The organism is Dyadobacter sp. UC 10, from assembly GCF_008369915.1.
In the GTDB taxonomy this organism is placed as follows: domain Bacteria; phylum Bacteroidota; class Bacteroidia; order Cytophagales; family Spirosomataceae; genus Dyadobacter.
Genome location: NZ_VSRN01000001.1, coordinates 4,264,723 through 4,288,949, shown reverse-complemented (window position 1 = coordinate 4,288,949; position 24,227 = coordinate 4,264,723). Strand labels below are relative to the sequence as shown.

Annotated in this window: 26 protein-coding genes; 13 read left to right on the top strand and 13 right to left on the bottom strand. The window is 46.9% G+C overall.

Annotated features, from left to right (window positions below):
• Positions 1-56: 56 nt before the first annotated feature.
• From FXO21_RS17835 to FXO21_RS17815, 5 genes are all read right to left on the bottom strand, one after another.
• On the bottom strand, positions 57-1,472 hold the full coding sequence (locus tag FXO21_RS17835; RefSeq protein WP_149641351.1) for a CCA tRNA nucleotidyltransferase: 1,416 nt from the start codon (positions 1,470-1,472) through the stop codon (positions 57-59).
• Between the two features lie 48 nt (positions 1,473-1,520).
• On the bottom strand, positions 1,521-1,886 hold the full coding sequence (locus FXO21_RS17830; RefSeq protein ID WP_149641350.1) for a helix-turn-helix domain-containing protein: 366 nt from the start codon (positions 1,884-1,886) through the stop codon (positions 1,521-1,523).
• Between the two features lie 3 nt (positions 1,887-1,889).
• Positions 1,890-2,186, bottom strand: a complete 297-nt coding sequence (locus FXO21_RS17825; RefSeq protein ID WP_149641349.1) for a type II toxin-antitoxin system HigB family toxin — start codon at positions 2,184-2,186, stop codon at positions 1,890-1,892.
• An 86-nt stretch (positions 2,187-2,272) separates the two neighbouring features.
• Complete coding sequence (locus FXO21_RS17820; RefSeq protein ID WP_149641348.1) at positions 2,273-2,650, bottom strand: globin domain-containing protein; 378 nt, start codon at positions 2,648-2,650, stop codon at positions 2,273-2,275.
• Positions 2,651-2,719: 69 nt separating this feature from the next.
• Positions 2,720-3,493: an AMP nucleosidase gene (locus FXO21_RS17815; protein WP_149641347.1), complete on the bottom strand. Its 774-nt coding sequence runs from the start codon at positions 3,491-3,493 to the stop codon at positions 2,720-2,722.
• Between the two features lie 51 nt (positions 3,494-3,544).
• Here FXO21_RS17815 and FXO21_RS17810 point away from each other — a divergent pair, with 51 nt between their 5' ends.
• Together FXO21_RS17810 and FXO21_RS17805 are read left to right on the top strand one after the other, a co-directional pair.
• Positions 3,545-4,000, top strand: coding sequence for a type I restriction enzyme HsdR N-terminal domain-containing protein (locus FXO21_RS17810; RefSeq protein WP_149641346.1), 456 nt, complete (start codon positions 3,545-3,547; stop codon positions 3,998-4,000).
• Between the two features lie 102 nt (positions 4,001-4,102).
• On the top strand, positions 4,103-5,563 hold the full coding sequence (locus FXO21_RS17805) for a TlpA family protein disulfide reductase (protein WP_149641345.1): 1,461 nt from the start codon (positions 4,103-4,105) through the stop codon (positions 5,561-5,563).
• A 70-nt stretch (positions 5,564-5,633) separates the two neighbouring features.
• Here FXO21_RS17805 and FXO21_RS17800 read toward each other — a convergent pair whose 3' ends face one another.
• Together FXO21_RS17800 and FXO21_RS17795 are read right to left on the bottom strand one after the other, a co-directional pair.
• The gene (locus FXO21_RS17800) at positions 5,634-6,242 is read right to left on the bottom strand and encodes a YceI family protein (RefSeq protein WP_149641344.1); all 609 of its coding nucleotides are present in this window, start codon (positions 6,240-6,242) and stop codon (positions 5,634-5,636) included.
• 54 nt (positions 6,243-6,296) lie between these two features.
• On the bottom strand, positions 6,297-6,755 hold the full coding sequence (locus FXO21_RS17795; RefSeq protein WP_149641343.1) for a MarR family winged helix-turn-helix transcriptional regulator: 459 nt from the start codon (positions 6,753-6,755) through the stop codon (positions 6,297-6,299).
• A 136-nt stretch (positions 6,756-6,891) separates the two neighbouring features.
• On the opposite strand from FXO21_RS17795, the gene FXO21_RS17790 reads away from it, so the two are divergent.
• From FXO21_RS17790 to FXO21_RS17780, 3 genes are all read left to right on the top strand, one after another.
• On the top strand, positions 6,892-7,470 hold the full coding sequence (locus FXO21_RS17790; protein ID WP_149641342.1) for a Maf family protein: 579 nt from the start codon (positions 6,892-6,894) through the stop codon (positions 7,468-7,470).
• A gap of 10 nt (positions 7,471-7,480) precedes the next feature.
• Positions 7,481-9,016 (top strand): alpha-amylase family glycosyl hydrolase, encoded by a 1,536-nt coding sequence (locus tag FXO21_RS17785; protein ID WP_149641341.1) that lies wholly within the window; start codon positions 7,481-7,483, stop codon positions 9,014-9,016.
• 61 nt (positions 9,017-9,077) lie between these two features.
• A complete protein-coding gene (locus FXO21_RS17780; protein ID WP_192579235.1) occupies positions 9,078-10,088 on the top strand; it encodes an SMP-30/gluconolactonase/LRE family protein in 1,011 nt (336 codons plus the stop codon).
• Here the strand turns inward: FXO21_RS17780 and FXO21_RS17775 are convergent, their stop codons facing one another.
• Positions 10,089-10,598 carry a hypothetical protein gene (locus FXO21_RS17775; protein ID WP_149641340.1) on the bottom strand — a complete coding sequence of 170 codons (510 nt, stop codon included), beginning with the start codon at positions 10,596-10,598 and terminating at the stop codon, positions 10,089-10,091. It lies immediately after the preceding gene.
• A gap of 11 nt (positions 10,599-10,609) precedes the next feature.
• On the bottom strand, positions 10,610-11,128 hold the full coding sequence (locus FXO21_RS17770; protein WP_149641339.1) for a hypothetical protein: 519 nt from the start codon (positions 11,126-11,128) through the stop codon (positions 10,610-10,612).
• Positions 11,129-11,323: 195 nt separating this feature from the next.
• Between FXO21_RS17770 and FXO21_RS17765 the strand changes: the two genes are divergently transcribed.
• Positions 11,324-11,827 (top strand): GtrA family protein, encoded by a 504-nt coding sequence (locus FXO21_RS17765; protein WP_149641338.1) that lies wholly within the window; start codon positions 11,324-11,326, stop codon positions 11,825-11,827.
• Here the strand turns inward: FXO21_RS17765 and FXO21_RS17760 are convergent, their stop codons facing one another.
• From FXO21_RS17760 to FXO21_RS17745, 4 genes are all read right to left on the bottom strand, one after another.
• A complete protein-coding gene (locus FXO21_RS17760) occupies positions 11,828-13,012 on the bottom strand; it encodes an acetyl-CoA C-acyltransferase (RefSeq protein WP_149641337.1) in 1,185 nt (394 codons plus the stop codon).
• 4 nt (positions 13,013-13,016) lie between these two features.
• The gene (locus FXO21_RS17755) at positions 13,017-13,268 is read right to left on the bottom strand and encodes a DUF6814 family protein (protein ID WP_149641336.1); all 252 of its coding nucleotides are present in this window, start codon (positions 13,266-13,268) and stop codon (positions 13,017-13,019) included.
• A gap of 33 nt (positions 13,269-13,301) precedes the next feature.
• Positions 13,302-14,828 carry an MFS transporter gene (locus FXO21_RS17750; RefSeq protein WP_149641335.1) on the bottom strand — a complete coding sequence of 509 codons (1,527 nt, stop codon included), beginning with the start codon at positions 14,826-14,828 and terminating at the stop codon, positions 13,302-13,304.
• A gap of 130 nt (positions 14,829-14,958) precedes the next feature.
• Complete coding sequence (locus tag FXO21_RS17745; RefSeq protein WP_149641334.1) at positions 14,959-15,240, bottom strand: hypothetical protein; 282 nt, start codon at positions 15,238-15,240, stop codon at positions 14,959-14,961.
• Between the two features lie 278 nt (positions 15,241-15,518).
• Here FXO21_RS17745 and FXO21_RS17740 point away from each other — a divergent pair, with 278 nt between their 5' ends.
• The 7 genes from FXO21_RS17740 (at position 15,519) to FXO21_RS17710 (ending at position 24,206) form a co-directional block, all read left to right on the top strand.
• Entirely contained in the window at positions 15,519-16,256 is a 738-nt protein-coding gene (locus FXO21_RS17740; RefSeq protein ID WP_149641333.1) for a carbohydrate-binding family 9-like protein, read from the top strand.
• A gap of 49 nt (positions 16,257-16,305) precedes the next feature.
• Positions 16,306-17,403 carry a lactonase family protein gene (locus tag FXO21_RS17735; RefSeq protein ID WP_310586914.1) on the top strand — a complete coding sequence of 366 codons (1,098 nt, stop codon included), beginning with the start codon at positions 16,306-16,308 and terminating at the stop codon, positions 17,401-17,403.
• A 292-nt stretch (positions 17,404-17,695) separates the two neighbouring features.
• Positions 17,696-18,916 (top strand): aminotransferase class V-fold PLP-dependent enzyme, encoded by a 1,221-nt coding sequence (locus tag FXO21_RS17730; protein ID WP_149641332.1) that lies wholly within the window; start codon positions 17,696-17,698, stop codon positions 18,914-18,916.
• Between the two features lie 38 nt (positions 18,917-18,954).
• Positions 18,955-20,205 carry an amidohydrolase/deacetylase family metallohydrolase gene (locus FXO21_RS17725; RefSeq protein ID WP_149641331.1) on the top strand — a complete coding sequence of 417 codons (1,251 nt, stop codon included), beginning with the start codon at positions 18,955-18,957 and terminating at the stop codon, positions 20,203-20,205.
• A 206-nt stretch (positions 20,206-20,411) separates the two neighbouring features.
• The gene (locus FXO21_RS17720) at positions 20,412-22,154 is read left to right on the top strand and encodes a c-type cytochrome (protein WP_149641330.1); all 1,743 of its coding nucleotides are present in this window, start codon (positions 20,412-20,414) and stop codon (positions 22,152-22,154) included.
• A 117-nt stretch (positions 22,155-22,271) separates the two neighbouring features.
• The gene (locus FXO21_RS17715) at positions 22,272-22,706 is read left to right on the top strand and encodes a c-type cytochrome (RefSeq protein ID WP_149641329.1); all 435 of its coding nucleotides are present in this window, start codon (positions 22,272-22,274) and stop codon (positions 22,704-22,706) included.
• Positions 22,707-22,724: 18 nt separating this feature from the next.
• Positions 22,725-24,206: a PQQ-dependent sugar dehydrogenase gene (locus FXO21_RS17710; RefSeq protein ID WP_149641328.1), complete on the top strand. Its 1,482-nt coding sequence runs from the start codon at positions 22,725-22,727 to the stop codon at positions 24,204-24,206.
• The last annotated feature ends 21 nt before the right edge of the window (positions 24,207-24,227 follow it).

The following is a 24,227-nucleotide window of genomic DNA, read 5'->3' as shown; positions in this document are numbered from 1 at the left end:
GATGTTTTTGGTAAAATTACAAATATGCGCCTTATCCTATAAAATTGTATGCCGGGTCACTGCACTGAAAAACCCATTTTTCTTCCTTCTTCAACCATGAAGGCGAAAGCCGCTTCGTATTCATTAGGTATGATACCTTCCAGGATTGCTTCACGGACAATTTCCTTGATGACCCCAACTTCCTTCGCGGGTTTCAGGCCGAAGGTCTGCATAATCATCTCTCCCGTGATCACCGGCTGAAAGTTGCGCAGCTTGTCGCGTTCTTCCAGGTCTTTCAGCTTTTGCTCGACCAGGTCAAAATTGCTGATATACTTTTTGACCTTTTCCGGATTTTTGGAAGTAATGTCGGCGCGGCAAAGTTTCATCAGCGCCTCAATATCCTCACCTGCCTCCACCAGCAGGCGTCGCATCGCCGAGTCGGTAATATCTTCTTTGGACAGAACGATCGGGCGCAAATGCAGCCGCACGAGCTTTTTGACAAACCGCATTTTTTCATTCAACGGCAGTTTCATCCGTCTGAAAATAACCGGAACCATCCTTGCGCCCACTTCTTCGTGGTTATGAAATGACCAGCCGATCTTTTTATCGAATTTCTTGGTAGCCGGTTTGGCAATATCGTGCAGGATCGCCGCCCACCGGAGCCAGAGGTCCTCAGTATGCTGCGATACATTGTCGAGCACCTGTAATGTGTGGTAAAAATTATCCTTATGTCCCTTTCCTTCAATGTTTTCCACACCTTGCAGCTCGATCATTTCAGGAAATATAATGGCCAGTAATCCCGAGTGAAATAGTAGTTTGAAACCGTAGGAAGGTGTTTTTGAAAGAATAATCTTGTTCAATTCATCAGAAATCCGCTCGGCAGAAACGATGGAAATACGATCTTTCATTTTGACGATCGCGTCGAAAGTATCCGCTTCGATATCAAAATTCAACTGACTGGCAAAACGGATCGCGCGCATCATACGCAGCGGATCATCGGAAAACGTGATATCAGGCGCAAGCGGGGTGCGGATAATCTTCTTTTTGAGATCTTTTACTCCGTCAAACGGATCGATCAGATCGCCAAAAATGCCTTTTTTCAGGCTGATCCCCATGGCATTAATCGTAAAATCGCGCCTGTTCTGGTCGTCGGCCAATGTTCCGTCTTCCACTGCCGGTTTGCGTGAGTCGGCACGGTAGGACTCTTTCCGGGCTCCTACAAACTCGATTTCCAGATCGCCCTGCCGGATCTGTGCTGTTCCGAAACTTTTGTAAATGCTCACAAAAACATCCGGCCCGAGCTGACTGGCCACGAGTTCAGCCAATTCGATGCCGCTGCCGATGGAAACGATGTCAATATCCTTGCTATCTCTTTTGAGTATCAGGTCCCTCACAAACCCGCCGATCACATATGCTTCTACATTCAGCTCTGCCGCAGCCTTCGCCACAATCTCCAATATCGGGTAGCCGGATAATTGCTCTTTGAAATTCATGCGGCAAAGGTAATATTTTCTTGTTTTGCCCGCGCCGGTGCAGAAAGTTTAGCGGGTTAATTGATAATCGGCGATGAGGCTGTTTACCGATACATGAAGCAACACCGAAAGATTCCTGATCATTTCAACTGTTAATTTGCGCTTCTTGTTTAATACTTCCGACACCCGGCTTTTCCCGCCTACCGCCTCTGCCAGATCGATCTGCTTCAACTGCATTTCTTCCATCCGGATTTTAATTGTTTCAATAGGATCCGGCTCTCCAATCGGATAATGCTCATCTTCATAAGCCCCGACAAGCAATGCAAGCACGTCACACTCATCGCTTTCCGGTGTCCCAGCAGGTGCATTAAAAAGTTCGCCAAGCCGCTTCAGGGCGGTGCGATATTCTTCTTCTGTTTTAATCAGTTTAAGCATGTTTCAAATCGTATTTGCATTAATCCTGTCGTATTCCTTGTGCGTGCCAATGAAACGAATGTAAACGAGCTGTTTACTAAAATTAAAATGTGCTACCAGCCTGTGAGAATTACCTTTGATATTAAATACAATCCTCCCATTTTTTAAAATGCTGGCAGTTCCGAAAGCAATTTTAATCTCAGCTGGTGACTTAAAATCATTTTTAATTATTGTGTCAAACCAGATTTTCAGGTATTGTTCCGTTTCTGGATGAATTTGCCAATACTGAACCAACGTACTTTTAGCAAAAATCCTTTTCATGAAATGTGCATGGTCAAAAATAACAAAAGTTCCCAAATTGAGAACTCTATTTAGACGCTTGCTTTCAAAAAAAGTCACATTAAATTTTACCCCTCCGTATTCACCATAAAAAACGCAGTCCTCGGAAACCTGTTGAAAAGCTCGTCTTTGAGTTCGTTGCTGATCGGAAGCTTTCCAACTGCTTCCGACATGCATTGCAACCAGGCAACTGCATCGTCTTCGGTAATTGTATGAGGCATGTGGCGGGCGCGCATCATCGGGTGACCATATACGTCCGAATACAACTGGGGACCTCCCAGAAATTGTGTTAAAAACAACCTTTGCTTCTCCTTAATCAGATCTTTGTCCGTTTTGAAAAGGCGTGAAATCAGCTCGTGGCTGAATACGAGATCGTAAAAATTGTCAGTCAGCATCCGGAGCGCCTCGTCGCCACCTATCCGCTCATATAATGATTGATTCTCCATTTCAATGTGCACCTTGCCTCTCCATTTTACAAAAAATTGCAAGCTGCTTTTACTGATAATTGTGATAAACTAATTCTCAAAACGCAAATGCTTGACAGACTCCCCTGAACGGGCAAGCTCTGTCAGCGATTCGATGCCGATTTCCAAATGCTTTTTGACAAAATTCGTGGTGACTTTCTGATCACTCTCTTCCGTTTTCACACCCTCCGGGACCAGCGGATTATCCGACACGAGCAGCAATGCCCCGTGCGGGATTGAATTGGCGAAACCGACTATAAAAATGGTCGCTGTCTCCATATCGATTGCCATCGCACGGATTGCGCGCAGGTATTCTTTAAATTCATCGTCGTGCTCCCAGATCCTGCGATTCGTCGTATAAACAGTCCCTGTCCAATAGTCCATTTTTGCCTTTTTAATGCTGGCCGAAACGGTACTTTGCAGGCGGAAAGATGGCAATGCAGGTATTTCCGGCGGCATATAATCGTCGCTGGTACCTTCGCCCCGGATCGCAGCTATAGGCAGGATCAGGTCGCCGATCTGTGTTTTTTTGAGTCCGCCGCATTTACCCAGAAACAAAACGGCCTTCGGGTTAATCGCCGACAGCAAATCCATCACCGTCGCCGCCATCGGGCTTCCCATTCCGAAGTTGATAATGGTAATATCCTTGTATGTAGCAGTTTGCATAGCCCTCCCCTGGCCTCTTACCGGCACATTGAACTTCTCGGCAAACATGCTCACATAGTTACCGAAGTTGGTGAGAAGAATATAATTACCAAACTCCCCGACCGGCGTGCCCGTGTAACGCGGGAGCCAGTTTTCCACTATCTGCTCTTTAGTATTCATGAAGTCAATGCGTTAATTGGCCAGGTTTGTTGCGATGCGTATCTTCGTTCTATGGAATCTTTGAACCTTCCCGAATTTGCTTATAAAGTTAAGCAGGTTAACGGGAAACCGCATATTTTCGACATTATACGAAGGAAATTCGTATCCCTCACCCCCGAGGAATGGGTTCGCCAGCATTTTATTCATTTGCTGATTTCCCACTATGGTTATCCGAAATCCCTCTTTGCGATCGAGACTGGTTTACAATATAATACCCTTGCCAAAAGGAGTGATATTATGGTTTTATCGTCCAATTCGCTGCCATTTTTACTCATCGAATGCAAAGCCCCTTTCGTACCCATTACCGAGGCTACGTTTGCGCAGATCAGCCGGTACAACTTCACATTACAACCTCAATACCTGGCAGTTACCAATGGAATGAGCCACTACTGTTTTAAGGCAGTCAACGGCCAGATCGACTTTCTTGATGACTTTCCACCTTATGGCGCCAGCAATTCCAGAGCGTAGCTTGTCACTAGCAGTTCACAAAAAATAATCCAATAACGTCGGAATAATTTAATATATAGTTTACATTTGAGATTATATAATTTAATTTAATATATAATTGAAATGAAGACACTACTGACTGCTTTCATTCTAATTTCAGGTTTAAGTAGTTCTTTCGCGCAGAGCGAGGATCAAATTTCCAGAAAACTGGATCTGGACGGTGTGCTCACTGTACATATCACGTCTGCACCCCAACCTGAAATCGTCCCGGTGAGCTTGCATACCTATCATAGCTTCCCGAAATCAGATGTAAATCATTTCACAGATTCGCTGACCCCTGACAGAAGCGAAATCTTTCTGAGAAGTCCGTTCAGAACATTGGGAAAATCCACGGTTTACATTGCAGATTCCAGTTATGAGCTTGTAGGTGAGCCCGGTGATACGGTCAATATTCTGGTTATGAGCAAATCATCAGATAATCAGCAAAGACCACTTGTTGCGTTTGAAGGGAAAAATAAGGAAGTCCAGCAGTATTATCAGGCGAAGACCAGGGTCATGAACGACCCGCTTCAAGCTTGCATGAACGAAGGAATGAGCGTAGCAAACCTTGCACCGTTCAAGAAAATGATGGATTCGACTTATCAGAAATACGAACAATTCTGGTCTAAATATCAGAAGAACCACACTTTGCCCGACTGGTTCAAGACTTATGAAACTAATGCGCTGAATTACGCAGACGCGTGGCTTCGTGTGTATATGGTTTGGTACCAGACTGGGTATCAGAAGAAAAACCAGGTAATCCCCGATTCCTATTATGATTTCAGGAAAAGAATCAAAGTAAAAAATGAAGCCTCCATGTACGATTACGAATACCTGCGATTTCTGCGAGAAGAAATTTTTTCGCAGATGCGGCATTCAAAACAGAAGATTTCGCTGGGAGGCTTTGGTCAGTATGCCAGACAGGAATTAGGTGAAAAACTTGGTTCATTTGTGGAAATATGGGAGCTGAGCGGCTCTGTGGATAACCCGAACTGGGTGGAAACGAAATTCAGCAAACAGTTTCCCGGTGAATATCAATACCTGGTCAACTACATCAGAAGCCGTGCCGCAGCTAACATCAAGTTGCTGAAAACCGGCGACAAGGCGCCCAATTTTGCATTGGTGGATTCGAACGATTCACTGGTTTCGCTAAATGAATACAAAGGCCAGGTCGTGTATCTGAGTTTCTGGTTCACGAGCTGCGGGGCTTGTATCAAGGAATTCCCTTACGAAAACAAGCTTGTCGAGCAGTTTAAAGACAAGCCTGTTAAAATCATCAGTATCTGTACAGGAACTCCGGGAGCGGCAGACGACCAGCAGTTGCCCAAATGGAAAGCAACGTCCAAGAGGTTTGGATTAAAAACGATTGACCTTTATTCAAATCCCGCCTGGACGAAAACATTGCGTGGGAAATATAGGATCAGTGCTTATCCGCATTATGTACTGATCGGGGCAGACGGAAAAGTCATCGAAAATTTTGCGGACAGGCCGAGCCAGGGAATCGCTGCCAAAATCGAAAAAGCGCTCGCTGATGCCGGCAAATGACGAGTGGGTTTAAACAAATAAAGCCTGCCACAAACGGACAGGCTTTAAAGCAATCTATTAGCCATGAAAATTATTTCCCGGCAACCAATTTCACGTCGATTGTAAAATCATCATTGATCATTTTGTCGCCCAGGTTCTCGAAGAATGACTTCGAATTGTACTTAATATCGTATTTCGAACGGTCAACCACCAACTTACCGGTTGCTTCAGCACCCGCAGCTGTTGATTTAACAGTTACCGGAAAAGTTACCGGCTTGGTAATCCCTTTAATTGTCAGGTCGCCGGTCACATCATAAACACCCGCAGCTTTTGGGGTTGCTTTGGTAACCACGAAGGTAGCGGTAGGATGTTTCGCAACAGAAAAGAAATCTTCTGATTTAAGGTGACCGATCAGCTTGCCATTGTATTCTTTGTCGGTAAGGTCTGTACAGGTAATGCTGTTCAGGTCGGCAACAAATTTTCCGCCGGTCAGTTTCGCTCCGTCCATCGTGATGGTTCCTTCTTTCAGCGCAATTGTGCCGGTATGTTCACCAGTTACTTTTTTACCGTTCCAGGTAAGTTCGCTTTTAGAGGTGTTTACTTTCAGATTATTAGCTTTCTTGCCGTCCTCAGCCGAAGCTGATGCAGAAACAAATGCGGCTACTGCCAGAGAAGCGAAGAAAAATTTAACGGATTTCATTGTAGTTTTCATTTTAAATTGAACTGTTTATTGTAGTTATAATAAGAGTGAAAATTATTGTTCGGCTTCACGCAGTTTATCCAGTAACGCGCTGATCTGATCCGCTTCTTCGGGAGAAATGATATTAAAACGGTCTTCCCATTCGTCTACAGAGGGATCCAGCTGAGCTAACAACTGCAAGCCATCTTCCGTGATCACCACGTCCACAGCCCGCCTGTCGTTGGGACAGGAAGTCCTTTTTGCCAGATTTTTTGCGAGCAGCTTGTCTACCAGTCTGGAGGTGTTCGAATTTCTGTCAAGCATCCGCTCCGTAATGTCACTAACCTTGATCGGCACGGTTTGCTGCCCGCGCAAAATGCGCAGCACATTATATTGCTGGGGTGTGATATCGTGTTCCTTAAAGAATTCAAGCTGCTTGTATTCCAGCCAATTAGTCGTATAAATCAGGTTCAGTGCCAGCCGCTGGTAGGGGCTCCGAAATTTTTTTTGTTTTATATCAGTTTCAATGGACATGGTGTCGTTCTTTAAATGCAAATAAATAATGTATATACATTTAATGTAGTAACATCTATTAGTCAGAGTATAGTTCCGGCCTTCAAGAAAATATTCGCCTCTTTCTTACTTCGATTTAGTATATTCTTCTTTTTCAATGATTTATTTACAAAAACCACTCGTTCTAGCCTCCAATTCTCCTAGAAGAAAACAGCTCCTCACCGACGCAGGATTTACTTTTACCGTCGATGTGAAACCTACTGACGAAAGTTTTCCGGCCGATTTGCCTGCAAAAGATGTGGCAGCTTACATCTGCGAACAAAAAGCAGCGATGTTTAAAGGAGACACAGAAGGGCAGATCGTGCTGACAGCGGACACTGTGGTAATAGCAGAAAACCGCATTCTGGGAAAACCAGCCAACGCTGCGGAAGCTTTTGAAATGCTGAAAATGATGTCAGGAAGAAGCCATGAAGTGGTTACTGCGGTAAGCCTATTGAATGGAAATCACCTGGAAACCATCTCGGATACTGCCACGGTTTATTTCCGCGAGCTGGCAGAATCGGAAATATCCTATTATATTGACAGATGTAAACCATTCGATAAAGCCGGTGCGTACGGTGTGCAGGAATGGATCGGAATGACCGGCATTGAGAAGATAGTAGGATCGTTTTATACGATTATGGGCCTGCCCGTTCATATTGTTTACCAAAAATTAAAGCCCTTTTTCCGGGATTGAAATTCTTTCAATGATCGCCGACAAATCGAAATTTATTCCCCGGGTTTGTTACGAAATTTTTGTCCGCTCGTTCTGTGACTCCAACGGGGACGGGATCGGGGATCTGAAAGGGATTATTTCCAAACTGGATTACCTCGCCGACCTGGGCATCGAGGCGATCTGGCTTACCCCTATCCACCCTTCTCCAAGCTACCACAAGTATGACGTTGTCGATTATTTTGGCATCGAGCCTGAGTATGGGACAATCTATGATTTCCGGAGATTACTTTACGAGGCACACACTCGGAATATCGAGATATATCTGGACCTGATCGTAAATCACACCAGTACCTTGCATCCCTGGTTCACTGAGGCGAGAAAAAGTCCGGATAACGAATTTCGTAAATTCTACTGGTGGATGACCCCGCCGCAGATTGAGACGCTGGGCATATCAAAAAGAGAGACTTCCGACGACTCACAGGTAGTATATCCCTGGCATGATAATCCCGAGGACCAGGAAAAATATTACGGATTGTTCTATCAGGGAATGCCTGATCTCAACTATCATTCTCCTGCATTGCGGTCGGAACTCGAAAAGATCATCGATTTCTGGCTGGTAGAAATTGGCGTGGACGGTTTCAGGCTCGATGCAGCCCGGCATATTTTTCCTGATTGGGAAAAACAGCATAGTCTGGAGTTCTGGGATTTCTTTGCAGGTTTAATCAAAAAAAGTAACCCGAATGCCTTCACAGTAGGAGAAGTGTGGGCTGAAACGGAAGAAGTCGCACCCTATTTCGCCCACCTGGACGCTACCTTTCATTTTGATCTCAGTTTTGCACTCCAACGTATTTTAGTTAGTGAACAAGACGAAAACCTGATCCAGAAGCTGCTGGAAAGCTACACGGTTTTTGCCCGGTATAATCCGCATTTTATAGACGCGATTATGCTCACCAATCACGATCAGGAGCGGATCGGGAGTGTGGTCGAAAATCATGCTGAAAAGATAAAACTGGCCGCCAGTATCCTGCTCACGCTCCCCGGACAGCCTTATATCTACTATGGAGAAGAAATAGGCATGCTCGGTGCGAAACCAGACCCGTACATCCGGGAGCCCTTTTTATGGTCCGACAGGGAAGAGAACAACAACGAAACCACCAGCTGGATAGATGCAAAATTCACCACTTCCAAAACGGTGACGCCGCTTTCCAGGCAGATCAATGATCCTGACTCGACCTACAACCATTACCGTACCTTGATCCGCCTGCGCAAGGCTCTGCCTGCATTGCACCAGATTTTTGAACCTAACCTAGCGCATGTGGATTTGTACGACGACCAGATCATGGCATTTTTACGGACGCACGTCTCCAATCCATTGCTGGTTATTCACAATCTGAGCGGTTTTGGAAAAAACATAACGATGCCGGGCGTATTAAGCGACTTCCGTCACGTCGTCTTCACTAATGATCCTAAAATAACCACCGATTTCTCAGGAGGAACCCTGAATGCCTATGCTTCGATAATCCTCGCTGGGTCCGACACCGCCGATTCTCCGCGCATTGAACAGTAGTTGCAGCAATGCATGCCGCTTTTTAGTCAGATTTCCTTCGAACTTCCCAATACTCTTGGTTATGAAAATTGCTTTCAGTTTCCTCATTTCTGCACTGTTGATCACCCAGGTTTCCCTGGCCCAGAAAAACTATCCCACGATGGGAAAAGTCATTTATGACGATCCTGCACTGGAGAAACTGATCTCAAAAGATGCCAGGATTGAAGTGCTGGCTTCGGGCTTCGAATGGTCGGAAGGACCGGTTTGGGTGAAAGAAGGCGGCTTTTTGTTGTTTTCTGATGTGCCGAAAAACAGGGTCTATAAATGGGACGAAAAAGCAGGTTTGTCTGTTTTTCTTGAACCTTCCGGCTACACCGGCAAGGGTGTTTACAGTGACGAGCCCGGCAGTAACGGATTGATCATCGATAGCAAAGGGCGGCTGGTTTCCTGCGAGCATGGCGACAGGAGAATATCCGCAATGCCGCTGAATATTGGCGGAAAAGTGACGCTTGCGGCCCACTTCGAAGGAAAGCGTTTCAATAGTCCAAATGACGTCGCGGAACATACAAACGGCAGCTACTATTTCACCGATCCGCCTTATGGAATGAATAAAAAACACGCCGATCCGACGCGTGAAATACCGCAGTTCGGTGTATACCGGATCGCGAAAGATGGTAAGATCACACAGGAAATTGCAGACCTTACCCGCCCCAACGGGCTGGCATTTTCACCCGACGGCAAAACTCTGTACGTAGCCCAATCTGACCCTGAAAAGGCGTTTATTATGTCCTACCCCGTAGATGCTAGCGGCAAAATCGGTTCCGGAAAGCTATTATATGATGCCACGCCTATGCTAAAAACCGGAAAAGCCGGACTGCCGGATGGACTAAAAATTGACAAAGATGGCAACCTTTGGTCATCAGGCCCGGGCGGAATGCTGATCCTGACGCCAGCGGGAAAACTTCTGGGGCGGATTGAAATGAACGAGCTCACCTCCAATTGCGCCTGGGGAAATGACGGGTCCACACTCTATATGACCGTCGATGGGTACATTTGCCGGATCAAAACCCAAACAAAAGGGGCAGGCTGGTAACTATTTTTCGACGCGCCTGACCGATCTGAGTGTACTTTCAACCTGGGCCTTCACAACCGCCCAGTTGTTTTTGCCGTTACGGTAAATATTGGTGTAAGCTTTGTAAAGCGTCCTCTCATCATCATTAATCCGGTCGAGCTCGTCTGAAATCACTTCCCTGGACGAAGATTTAGCGTTTTTGTATTCATTAATCAGGACGTTGTACCTTCTTTCAAGAATATCGATTTCATACAAAACAAGATCTCCAACCTTATCCATTTCTTCATATTGGGCAAGCAGGTTGCCGCTGGCGGAGGAACCACGCTCATTATTGTCGGTGACTTTGCTGTAATCACGCCGGTAGGTATCGTCAGAGGAAGATGAACCATTGCTTCTGTACCTGTCCGAATCTGTGTCATAGCTGCCGGTAGTCCCATGGCGCTGATCATACCTTTTTTGCAGCGTAGAAGAACAGGATAACTGAATGATTGCCAGTACAATCAGACAAAAAATAGTGTACGATTTTCTCATCGTGTGTTAAATTAAAAGTTGTGCCTTAACCCAAGGCTGAGGGTAGGGTTAAAGTAGAATATTTTTGGAATTAATTCAAGGTATCCGCCTCCTTCTACAAAAAGCGAGGTCGGTTTTTGCCCGAAAAAAAATTCCAGTCCTAATGTAGCTGACGGACCTGTCGAAATGTTGGTGGTATGTACCGACTTTACGTCCCGATTCGGATAATATCTTCTCGAATTCACTTGTACCCCCGGTCCCGCATAGGCTGACATACGCTCATTAAAAAATGGTACGTACCACACATAAGTCGCATTGAACATGATCCCGACAGCTGCCAGATCATCATTGCTTACTTTATAATTCTGTTTATTTTTAAATAGGCCGATATAACTTCCGACACTAATATCCAGTGCATTACGTTCACCGTATTTCCTTACGCTCACCCCAAAAGGCTCCCCTACCTCGACTCCTACCGCCCAGTCCTGGCTTTGGGAAAATGCGGTTGATACGGATAATAAAAGAACGGATAGCAATAGTAGCTTTCTCATATTCGCAAGCATATTTTCTGTAATTACATTTGACTAAACAGATAAAACAAGGCAAAAACAATGCCATTGCCAAGAAGATGTAACTGATTTTCCACTCAATCAAATTCGGATAGCTCTTTTGGTTCAAGACCATTTTCTTTCTAATATTGGGCTTATTTAAGTTTCAAGCCGTATTTAAAACTAACACCTGCACACGTGGCCCAAGAAAAAAAGAGTCAGATTTTTAATGCAAAAGATTTAATCGCTTATTTTCTTGTTGCAGGCACCGGGGCAGTTATCCAATTAGTTTCCAGCAGTTTAATTCAGGACTGGTTTGGTATCTCCTGGAGCGACTCCATTGTACCTTCTTATCTGGTCGGATTGATCTGGGGATTCATTCTCACCAAGCTTTTCGCTTTCGACGCCCGCCGCAGCAACCAGACGCGCCGTGAAATGGTCAAATTTTTTATGGTAGCAACGTTTTCACTGATCGTCACCAAGGTGGGCGCTGACGTATCCTACTACATCGTCACCAATACGCTGGGATTTGACATTTACGAGGCAAAGCTACCTTTTGGGAAGAAGGAGGCGAATATTACTGAAATGGCATGCTATATTTTCGGTCAGGGATGCAGCTTCGTCAGCAACTACATTTTGCACAAAACCTTCACTTTCAAAAGCACAGGATTTTACGATCGCCTGAAAGTGCTGATCAAGTGATCAGAGCCGCTCGACGATCACCGCAGATGCGCCGCCGCCGCCATTACAAATCGCAGCCAATCCGTACCTCGCGTTTCTTTGTTTCAAAACCGAAAGCAATGTGGTGATAATGCGCGCTCCCGAAGCGCCCAGGGGATGTCCCAGCGATACCGCTCCTCCCAATACGTTCACCCTGCTTACATCCAGGTCAAGCATTTTAATGTAAGCCAGGACCACTACCGCAAAGGCTTCATTTACTTCGAAATAATCAATATCGGAAAGCAACAATCCGGCCTTTTTCAGGACTTTTTGAGTTGCTAAAACCGGTGTTGTCGTAAACCAGGCAGGATCCTGCTCAGCGTCTGCATACGCAACAATCCGTGCGACCGGAGCCAGGTTTTCTGCATTCACGATTTCCTTTCCTGCCAAAACCAATGCTGCGGCTCCGTCGTTAATGGTCGATGCATTTGCCGCAGTGACTGTTCCGTCTTTTGAAAAAACAGGTTTCAGAAAAGGGATTTTATCAAACTTTACTTTTTTGAATTCCTCATCTTCACCGACCCGGGCAGGATCGCCGCCTTTCAGAGAAGGGATTTCGACAGGTACCAGCTCTGCCGCAAATGAGCCGTTTTCAGTTGCTTCTGCGCTTCGTTTGTAAGATAAAATAGCGAATTCATCCTGCTCTTCCCGGCTGATCTCATATCTCGCAGCTGTGCGGTCGCCGCATAGCCCCATCCCGATCTGGTCGTAAACGTCGGTCAAGCCGTCCTTTAATAGCCCGTCGATGATCTCGCCGTGACCATATCCGTATCCGTTTCTTGCTTTGGGTAAATAATACGGAATCTGCGACATACTTTCCATCCCGCCCGTCACAACCACCTGCGCGTCGCCCAGTTGAATCGATTGCGCACCGAAAACGGTCGCTTTCATACCCGAAGCGCACACTTTATTGACCGTCGTGCAGATTACACCGGTAGGCAGGCCCGCGTAAATTGCCGCCTGACGTGCAGGTGCCTGGCCTAAATTGGCAGACACTACATTGCCCATCAATACTTCTTCCACCTGCCCCGCTTCCAAACCAGATTTCGCCAGTGCGCCCTGGATCGCAGTGGCGCCGAGCCTGGCCGGGTGTATGGAAGCCAGACTGCCGCCGAAACTGCCGATTGGTGTACGCGCCGCAGACAGGATATATACTTCTTCTTTCATGTGACTACAATTCCGATGAACTTTCCGGCAAGTGTTCGTACTCGCCTTTCCAGGCGTAATAACCGAAAATCACCAGTCCTGCGCAAATCGGAATAAAAATCAATATGATGATAGACCACTGCAAAGTAGTGTTCGTACGGTCTATTCCCTCTGCTGCCAGACCAATCTTATCGGCTGCCTGCATAAATAAAAAGAGGATAATTACAGGTCCCAACAACATCCAGACCAAACCCAGAAATTTCTTTAAAGCATTCATAATTAATTATATATAATTTTTTAGAACAAAATCTCAGTCCATTACATTATTATCCACGCGGTTGTTGATGTAAACTGCGCCGATCACAAACGAGAGCGCCGCAATCCCGATCGGGTACCAAAGCCCCGAAAGCGGCGTAGAGCCGCTGAAAGAAGCGACCAGCGTGGCAATAAACGGTACCAGCCCGCCAAAAACGCCGTTTCCAATATGGTAAGGCAGTGACATGGAGGTGTAGCGGATCTGGGTTGGGAACAGCTCCACCAGGAATGCAGCAATAGGACCGTATACCATGGTAACCAGCAAAACCTGGAAGAAAACGAGGAATATGACCATGATATAAGTCGAGCCGGACAATGTCACATCCTTGATTACAACTTGTTCCGTCACCTCCGAATCAGGTGATATTATTTCTGTCTTCACCTCCCTGAAAGTCATTCCGCTGGCGAGGGTTTTAACGACCATAGTGGTGACGAGCGAGTCGGTTCTATCAGCTGCCAGCCCGCGTTCAATTACCGGTTCTGAAACATTTGCCAGACTGGTTTTTTCAAATTCCCGAACATTGGTAGCGTCAATAAAATATTGATAAATAGGCCGGTAGCAAATAACGCCAAGCAGCATTCCGGTGAGCATGATCCATTTACGCCCTACTTTATCGCTCCACGACCCGAACACGACAAAGAATGGCGTGGCAAAGAATATCGCCCATAGCAAAATATATCTTGATTCATTGAAATCCAGCTTGCAGGTGTTTTCCAGAAACGATTGCGCGTAAAACTGCCCGGTGTACCAGATAACCCCCTGCCCCATTGTAGCCCCGAAAAGTGCCAGCAGTACCATTTTGAAATTGGCCTTTTTCTGAAAACTCTCTTTCAATGGATTTGATGATACTTTCCCCTCCGCTTTCAGTTTGGTAAAAACCGGCGATTCATGCATTTTCATCCGGATATAGATCGACACACCTACCAGAAGGATCGAAACCAGGAAGGGAATCCGCCAGCCCCAGTCAGCAAAAGCTTCACTACCGAGCAAATTTTTAGTCAGCACAATAATGCCCAGCGACAGGAAAAGTCCGAGTGTGGCGGTAGTTTGTATCCAGCTTGTAAAAAAACCTCTCTTTCCCACCGGCGCGTGTTCCGCTACGTAAGTGGCCGCCCCGCCGTACTCGCCGCCCAATGCAAGTCCCTGCACCAGGCGCAATATCAAAACCAGGATCGGAGCTGCATAGCCAATGCTCGAATAAGAAGGTATGAGACCAATCAGAAACGTGGAGCCGCCCATTAAAACCAGCGTAAGCAGAAAAGTGTATTTGCGCCCGATCAGATCCCCTAACCTTCCGAAAACCAATGCTCCAAATGGCCTTACAATGAATCCCGCAGCGAAAATCGCCAGTGTATTGATCAATGCAGAAGCACCGGCGTCGCTGGGAAACAGCTGCTGGCCGATGATGACGGCGAGACTGCCAAAAATGTAGAAATCATACCATTCGATGAGTGTACCAAGTGACGAAGCGGCAATTACCTGGGTAATACTTTGGGTAACGTTTGGGTTGTCGGAACGCATGGGTTTGGGAAAAGTGAGAAAAACAGAATTTAGCTGAATAAGTCAGAACGCCCTTCCCGATACTCATTATAAAAGCAAAAGCCCTCGGGAGTTTGTCCAAAGGGCTTTTAGGTATGATGCTGTAATTGTATCAGATATCATCGTCTTCGTCGTCATCTGCATCGATGATTTCGTCACCGTCTTCGATAACCACTTCCCTGTCTTCGATATCTTCGTCGAACTCGTCAACTGCCTCTTCTTCGTCATCAATCACATCATGATCTTCGTCGTCTTCGTCGCCCCCTATAAGATCCGGATCCTGGGCAACAGGCCTGGATTGCTGGGTATTTTGGGGATAGTCTGGAAAAACCGGCGGTTCAATAATCGGCTTACTTGTATCTGCAATAGCAGGTTCTCCTCTTTCGCGTATCATGGTATTTGAAGTTAAAGTTCCACTAAACATTTGTCTGCATTCCTTTAAATAATCGTTCCAATAAATGCATTACACTACCCTAAAACACGGTCATTTATCAAAAATAAGGTTCTGTTAATCATTTGGTAAAATGTAAAAACCTGTTGAAATTGCCGCACCGGGCCTGGTTATCGTGCACACCCGGCCGATGCACTGGTTTTGGCGGGCGGGTACCACACCTGGCTACAAATGACCACAACCATGACCTACCGTTTCATTCCTAAACCGAACAATTACCCATGAACCGAACAACCGCCTTAGCCTGCTGTTTCCTGTTATGCACGCTTTCCCGGCTTTGCGCTGCCGACATGATTCCTGACTCGGTGCTGATCGTTAAGAAAACAACTGATTTTAAAGTAAACGGCGAAGGTACTGCCAGCAACTGGGCAGCGGCGAAGTGGTTTGATATTACGGTTCAGAAAGGCCCCAAACAAGCCACGCCGGGCAAACAGTTTCCGACCAAAGCCAAGATCATGTATTCCGACAAGGGCTTATATTTTCTATTCGACTGCACCGACCAGAAGCTGACCGCTACGATTATGGAGGATTACGGCATGCTATTCAAGGAAGATGTGGTGGAAGTTTTTCTGTGGCCGGATACCAACGTCCCCATTTACCTGGAATACGAAGTATCCCCGCTCAATTACGAGCTGCCGATCCTGGTACCGAATATCAACGGAAAGGCCCAGGGATGGAAACCCTGGATCTACAACGAAAGTACCCGCGTTCACCACGAAACCAGCGTGCAGGGAGGACAGAAAAAAAGTATGGCTTCGGTAGAAGGCTGGAAGGCGGAGTTTTTTATCCCTTATGCTTTAATGAACCCGATTGTACCCTCGGTCCCGAAAAAAGGTAGCAGGTGGAGAGGCAACTTTTACCGTATTGACTACGATTCCGAAACCGCCTATTATTCATGGCAGAAAACAGGGGGCAGCTTCCACGAATTTCAGAAATTCGGGACACTCGTTTTTGAATAAAAAAAGTGATTAAGCTGGTACTTATTTTAAACCTCATATTACTAAACCTATGAAATTGACCATTCTGACATTATTCTGCCTGATCACTATGACCACATTGGCACAAAAAACAAAAGAGATCCTTTACCTGGGCACTTATACCCAAAAAGGAGAGGGCATTTACGTTTACGAGCTCGATCGCAGTAATATGTCTTTCAAAGAGTTACAGATTGTCACCAGCAAAACGAGCCCGTCTTTCCTTGAATTTCATCCCAACAAAAAGTACCTGTACGCGGCCAATGAAGGCACAGGCACCGTGTCTGCCTATGCGATAGATCCGGCTACCGGAAAGCTGACCGTGATCAACGAGCAACCTTCGCACGGAAGCGGCCCGTGCCACATTGGTGTGGACCCGAAAGGCAGGTTTGTGTATGTTTCCAACTACGGCAGCGGGGACCTGGCTGTATATAAGCTGAATCAGGATGGCAGTATCGGGGCACTTGCCGATACGATCCAGGACAAAGGCGGCCCCGGCCAAAAGCCGCACATGCATTCCATGATCCCTTCTTCCGATGGTAAATTCGTATATGCTTCGGATTTGGGTATTGATAAAATTATGGTCTATGCCGTTGATCCTAAAACAGGTAAACTGACTCCCGGCTCCGTACCGTACGCGGAAGTACAAAAAGGCGACGGCCCGAGGCATTTTGCGATTCACCCGAATGGGAATTTTGGTTACTCGGTGGGAGAGCTGAGTTCTGTGGTCAATTCATTCAAGATCGTAAAAAATTCGGGCGCGCTGGTTCCACTGGAACGGGTTACCATGCTTCCGGCTGATTTTACCGGTAAAAATTCCGCGGCGGATATTCATTTTTCACCCGATGGAAAATTCCTGTATGCTTCCAACCGGGGACATGAAAGTCTCGCGATTTACAGTGTCGATGCTGCGACCGGCAAGCTGACCGTAGTCGGGCATGCAGACACCCATGGCAAGCATCCCCGCAACTTCCTGATCGACCAGAAAGGAGAATTTGCTATCGTTACCAACCGTGATAATGACAATGCCGTGTTTTTCAAAAGAGATCAGGCAACCGGGAAGCTGACGTTTGCAAACAAGGAAATCAGCGTGCCGACTCCTGTTTGCGTAAAGCAGCTTTTCTTGAAATAGCTTTTCAAATACCCTCATCATACCTTAAACAAAGCCTGCCGGAATGCAAGAAATTGCTTCCGGCAGGCTTTTTTGCATCTCAATGTGTTCGAACACCCGTCATAAAAAACCATTATTTACTTCAAAACAAAAGAACTCCAAACACTATATTGACCAAACTTTATTTTATAAATTGCGCAGATCAAAAAAAATAAAGCTACCAGAAGAGTATTCACACATATTTCCTGCATCCTTATTTCAGAGTACCTCAAAAAATCTCAAAATAAGTAATTAAAATCAGTCCTCGACCATTATGATCAATCGCAGAGATCTAATCAAGCATTTGTCCGCCTTTCCTCTTCTGGGCGGTTTTTTAGGGCAGAACGGAGCCGAAACTGCCGGGCTGGTTGCCAAAATGCCGGCCAGAAACCTGGCCAAAGAGCTGGGGATCCGCACATTCATTAATGCCGCGGGCACCTACACAGCTATGACGGGCTCGCTGATGCACGAGGAGGTAATGGAAACAATCCAGGGGGCTGGGAAAGAATTTATGATGCTGGACGAGGTACAGACGAAAGTAGGCGAAAAGATCGCAGCGCTGACGCACGCGGAAGCTGCGGTGGTAACGGCGGGCTGCTTTTCCGCGCTCACCCTCGGGCTTGCAGGCGTACTCACCGGAATGGATCAGAAGAAGGTGGAAGCATTGCCGCATCTGGAAGGTACCGGTATGAAATCGGAAGTGATTATTCAGAAAGGACATAATATCGGCTATTCGCACGCGCTGACCAACACAGGCTGCAAGATCGTTCAGATCGAGACGGTCGAGGAATTACAGAAAGCGATTAATGAAAAAACCGCATTGCTTTGGTTCCTGCATATTCAGTCGGACAAAGGGCAGATCAACCACCAGCAGTGGGTTGAGATTGCGAAAAAGAATGGTATCCCGACGATGATCGATATGGCTGCCGACGTTCCGCCGGTCGAAAACCTCTGGAAATTCAATGATATGGGCTTCGACCTGGTTTGTGTTTCGGGTGGAAAAGCGATGCGCGGGCCACAGAGTGCGGGGATCTTGATGGGCAAAAAACACCTGATCGACGCAGCGCGCCTGAGTATGCCGCCACGTGGCTCGACGATCGGCCGGGGAATGAAAGTGAATAAAGAAGAAATACTGGGCATGTATGTGGCGATCGACAAATTTGTGAAAATGGACCACAAAAAGGAGTGGAAAATGTGGGAAGACCGCGCGGCGCTGATCAGTAAAGCGGCCAAAAGTATTGCCGGTGTAAGTGTGGAAACTTTCGCGCCGGAACTGGGAAACCACACGCCCACCCTGCGGATATCCTGGGATGCAACGAAGGTATCGCTACCGGTAAAAGTATTGCAGCAAAACCTGCGTGACGGAAACCCTTCCATCGAAATTATGCCCGGCGAAAACAATACCCTGACCATTACCACGTGGATGTTGAAGCCGGGAGAAGAAAAGACCGTTGCCAGCAGACTGAAAGAAGAACTGTCAAAAGCAGTAGTTTAAAGCATTTCGACAAAGCAATACCTAAGCCCTTTTTAAAAATGAAATATAAATTTATCACCATCTGCCTGCTATGGGCTGCCAGTTTCGTTGTTGCCAACGCCCAGACTTACAGCATTCTGATCAAAGGCGGAACTGTTATTGACCCGAAGAACAATATCAACCAGGTCATGGATATTGGGATTTTTCAGGGGAAGATCAAAAAAGTAGCCAAAGACATTGACCCCAAGGAAGCCCGTCAGGTGGTGGACGCAAAAGGGATGTACGTCACGCCCGGCCTGATCGATATTCACGGACACGTATTTTTTGGCACGCAGGTCAATCACTACCTCAGCAACGGGTTTATAGCGCTCCCACCCGACGGATTTACTTTCCGGGTAGGCGTCACCACGATCGTCGACGCAGGCGGTGCGGGATGGAATTCTTTTGAGGAATTCAAAAACAATATTATCCTCAACTCCAAAACCCGGGTACTCTCTTTTATGAACATTGTAGGCCAGGGAATGCGCGGCGGCAACTGGGAGCAGGATACCTCTGATATGGACCCGAACCTGGCCGCAGCGGTGGCTTTAAGAAATAAAAACGATGTGGTCGGTTTCAAAGTCGCACACTTTGTGGGGCAGGACTGGAAGCCTGTCGACAACGCTGTGAAAGCCGGAAAGCTGGCCAATATGCCTGTCATGGTCGATTTTGGAGGCAGTAACCCACCACTTCCATTGGAAGACCTTTTCATGAAACACTTGCGCCCTGGTGATATTTTCACACACGCCTACACGCTGCTGGAAGGAAATGTGCGCGAAACGATCGTAGACGAGGCGACCAAAAAAGTGAAACCGTTTGCATTTGAAGCACGTAAAAAAGGGATCGTTTTCGATGTCGGTTACGGTGGTGCAAGCTTCAATTACTCGCAGGCCATTCCGGCTGTCAAAGCGGGTTTTTACCCCAATACCATCAGTACCGACCTCCACACCGGCAGCATGAACGGTTCGATGAAGGACATGCTCAGCATTATGTCGAAGTTTTATGTAATGGGGATGGACCTTCCGGCTGTCATCAAAGCGAGCACCTGGACTCCGGCGCAGGTGATTCACCGCGAGAACCTGGGACATATTTCCGAAGACGCGATAGCCGACGTAGCCATTTTCTCCATGCGCAAGGGAAACTTCGGCTTCTACGACAAAACGGGGTATAAGATGGAGGGCAAAGAAAAACTTGAATGTGAAATGACAATCATGGGCGGCAAGATTGTTTATGACCTGAACGGGATAGCGAAGCCGGTTTATTTGAATTGAGGATTGGCTATTAGCTATTAGCTTTTAGCAGTTAGCCTTTAGGTTTTAGGTTTTAGGTTTTTTTATTAGAGGGGAAATTTTTGGAAGTCATTAAGAATTCGTTTTAGAAAAGTCAAATGCATAAAAAATAGACAACAAAGAGCTAAAAGCTAACAGCCAATAGCTAACAGCTAAAAGCCAACAGCCCACTCCCCCACCCAACGCCAATGAACAAACGTTACCTCAAATACATTCTTACTGCCCTTACCTGCTGCGTGTTGGGTTTCACCCAGCGTGCGGATAAGCAAGTCTCTCCTGTTAATTCCAAAAATGGCGGTTTGTACCTGCCGGAGGGTTTTGAGGCGGTGGTGGTCGTTGACAGTCTGCCTGGCCGTGCGCGACATATTGCAGTGAATGATAACGGGGATATATATGTGAAAGCCAGGTTTGCCGATACCGGCGAGTCGGTGATTGCGTTGCGGGATACGAATGGCGACGGAAGGGCGGATATGATCAAGCGTTTTGGTGGTGTAGGCAGAGAGCGGGCTTATGGAACGGCCATGCGCATTTACAAAGGTTACCTCTATTTCAGCTCTGAGCTGGTGGTGTACAGGTACAAACTCACGCCCGGAGACCTTGTTCCGCAAAGTAAAGAAGAGGTGATATTGACCGACGATCACCCCCACGGGATGCACGAACACATCGCAAAACCGATCACATTCGACGATAAGGGCAATATGTATGTACCTTTCGGGGCCAATTCCAATGCATGTCAGGAAGAGAACAGGATACCGGGTTCACCGGGAATAACCCCCTGCCCGATTCTCGAAGATCATGGTGGCATATGGAAATTCGATGCCAATAAGACGGGACAACTTCAAAAGGACGGGGTGAAATTTGCTACCGGCCTGCGCAGCGTCGTTGGTATGGACTGGAATTTCGCGGATAATAATCTTTACGCATTGCAACACGGCCGCGACGATTTGCTACGTTTGTGGCCTCAGCTTTTTGACGGCTGGCAAAGCGCAATGCTTCCTTCTGAGGAGTTTTTGAGGGTAAAAGAAGGCACGCACGCCGGCTGGCCCTACTGCTATTGGGACCAGATGCAGGATAAAAAAGTACTTAATCCTGAATATGGCGGCGACGGAAAAAAGGTAGGCGACTGCGCGCAGTATGAAAAACCAATCATTGGTTTCCCCGGCCACTGGGCACCTAATGACCTTTTGTTTTACCAGGGTAACCAGTTTCCTGAGCGCTACAAGAATGGATCTTTCATTGCATTTCACGGTTCCACCAACCGCGCGCCTTATCCGCAATCGAGCTATTTCATCGGCTTCGTTCCATTTAAAAACGGTCAGCCGGCGGGAGAATACGAGATATTTGCCGACGGTTTTGCAGGTGTAGACCCGATCGAGAATGTGAGCGACGCAGTATATCGCCCGATGGGGATCGCCATGGGTCCCGACGGTTCCGTTTACATTGCCGAGACTGAAAAAGGGAAGATCTGGAAAGTTACTTATACCGGCGGCAAAAAGAAATTCCCGAAAAAAGCACTGGCCGGAATGGAAAAAAGAAAGACCATGAGCCACATCCGCACACCCGATTTCACCAAAGATAATCTTGACAAAGACAAGCCGGTAGCAGGCGGAATGGTGTATAGCACTTACTGTTCAGCCTGCCACCAACGCAACGGAATGGGCGATTCGCAACGATTCCCTCCGCTTGGCGGCGCGGATTGGGTGACGGGGGATAAGGAAAAGTTGATCAAAGTATTATTAAAAGGTCTTGAAGGACCCATTGAAGTGAAGGGGCAATCATACAATAATGTAATGCCACAACATAGCTTTTTGAAAGACGAAGAGATTTCGGAAGTATTGACACACATTCGCAGCAATTTCGGAAACTCGGCCAGTGCTGTCAGCACGGAGGAAGTGGCTGGTGTGCGGGCTGCTTTGGATAGTTTAAAATAAGGCATTTCTCTTTCCAACCTCATTAAGTGGATATTACTCTCCGGCAATTGAGTATTCCTTTTGGGGGTTGGAGGGAGAAATGCTGATATCTCTATATTCACCTTTTCTGTATACTGAATGCATCAAAACAAGAGTGTCGCCGCAAGCTTTATTTTGTTGTTCGGCCTGGCCCTGGCCGGGTTCTCGTCGCGTAACTTCCAGTATGAAGACAGTCAGCACCAGGATCCCTGGAAGGCGCCTGCCTGGGCTGATACCCTCAAAAATCCACACCACGAAGAGCCGCTCACACTCGCGCAAGGCGAAGAACTTTTCACTTTATACTGCGCTTCCTGCCACGGCGACGAAGGGTATGGAGACGGAGCTGCGGGAGGAGCCCTGGGGCAGAAACCTGCAAATTTTCACGATACGCTGGTTAAAAGTCAGTCCGACGGTGCCTTATTCTGGAAACTATCTACCGGGCGGGGAAATATGCCGCCTTTCAAGGATGTATTTGAAGATGAGCAAAAATGGCAGCTTGTCGCGTACATCCGTCATTTGGGCAAAAAAGAATAACCCTGAACCGATATATCCATGTCAAACCGCAGCAATATTTACAGGTACGGACTAGCAGCCCTGCTTTTACTCGGCAATGCCGGCCACGCATTTTCCCAGGCGAAAGAAACCGGCACGAAAACGCCGGTTGCGCTTCGGAATGATATTACCATTGAGGAATACATGAAGGTAGAGCCCGAAGCAGTGCGGATCATCCGCCATCCATTGACGGGTGAGATCTACTATACTACCTTTTTTGGCGATGTGATCAAAATCGTGGAAGTGGACGGAAAGCCGGAAAGCAAAAAGATTTTTTCGGTTGAAGACCACGGTATCCCGCGACTGCAGGGCGCTGCATTTAATGGCAATACCCTTTTCCTGGCGGGGAACGTGAGTGTCAATAACAACAAGGGAAATAAAGGCCGGATGGTCCGTTATGAAATGACGCCGGGAGTTGAAAAACCCGAAATGACGGTTGTTTTCAATACGGTTGAATACGGGGCTAACAAAACTACTTTTGATCACGGCTGGAATGCGCTGGAAATCAGTCCCGACAAGAAATTCATTTACGTTAATACCGGCGCAAGAACGGACCACGGAGAAGTACAGGACAATGGAGGAGAATACCCAAACGCACGCGACAATGCACTGACTGCCAATATTTTCCGTATTCCCATCACTTCCAAAGATCTGGTATTGACCACAGATATCTCGCAAATGAAAAAGGAAGGATATCTCTTTGCCGAGGGAATCCGGAATGCTTATGATATGGCGTTTGATGCCAAAGGAAATCTTTTTGCGGTATCAAATTCGGGCGATTACGACCACCCGGAAGATATGTTTTGGGTGAGAGAAGGGCACCATTACGGATTTCCCTGGGTCATGGGAGGAATCGACAATCCGCAGCAGTTTCCCGACTACCAGCCCGATCCCGAAAAAGATCCGTTTTTAAGCAAGTTTGCTTTCGCCTGGCTCATGAAGTATTTTCACAATGACCCGGATTTCCCTAAAAGACCGGAAGACGTCAAATTCACCCCGGCAGTACAGAACCTGGGACCCGACGCGAATGAATACCGCGACCGTAAAACCGGGATTGTCATGGATGGAGATACTACGGGCGTTACTGTGGGTACTTTCAATGCCCATTCCTCGCCGCTGGGGTTATTTTTCGATAATGAAAAAGCACTGGCAAAAGATCTGGCGGGGGACGGATTTGTGATCAGATATACCGGCGGGCCCAGAAATGGCATCGCTAACCCGAGCGCGCTGCGCCGGCAGGGCAAAGACCTGCTACATCTTGAAATGATTTACGACAAACCGGCTGATAATTACAAGATAAAAACCACACGCATAGTCGACAATTTCACCTCTCCTACCGATGCATTGCTGGTTGGAAACACTTTGTATGTGATTGAATACGGTGGAAAGCAAGGCGGAAACAAGGCGGGCGGCAGTATCTGGAAAATCACCCTGCCAGCCAGCGACAAACTCACTAAAAAGAGCAAAAAGAAAAGATCCTAAGACAGCTTATTTATAAACTCA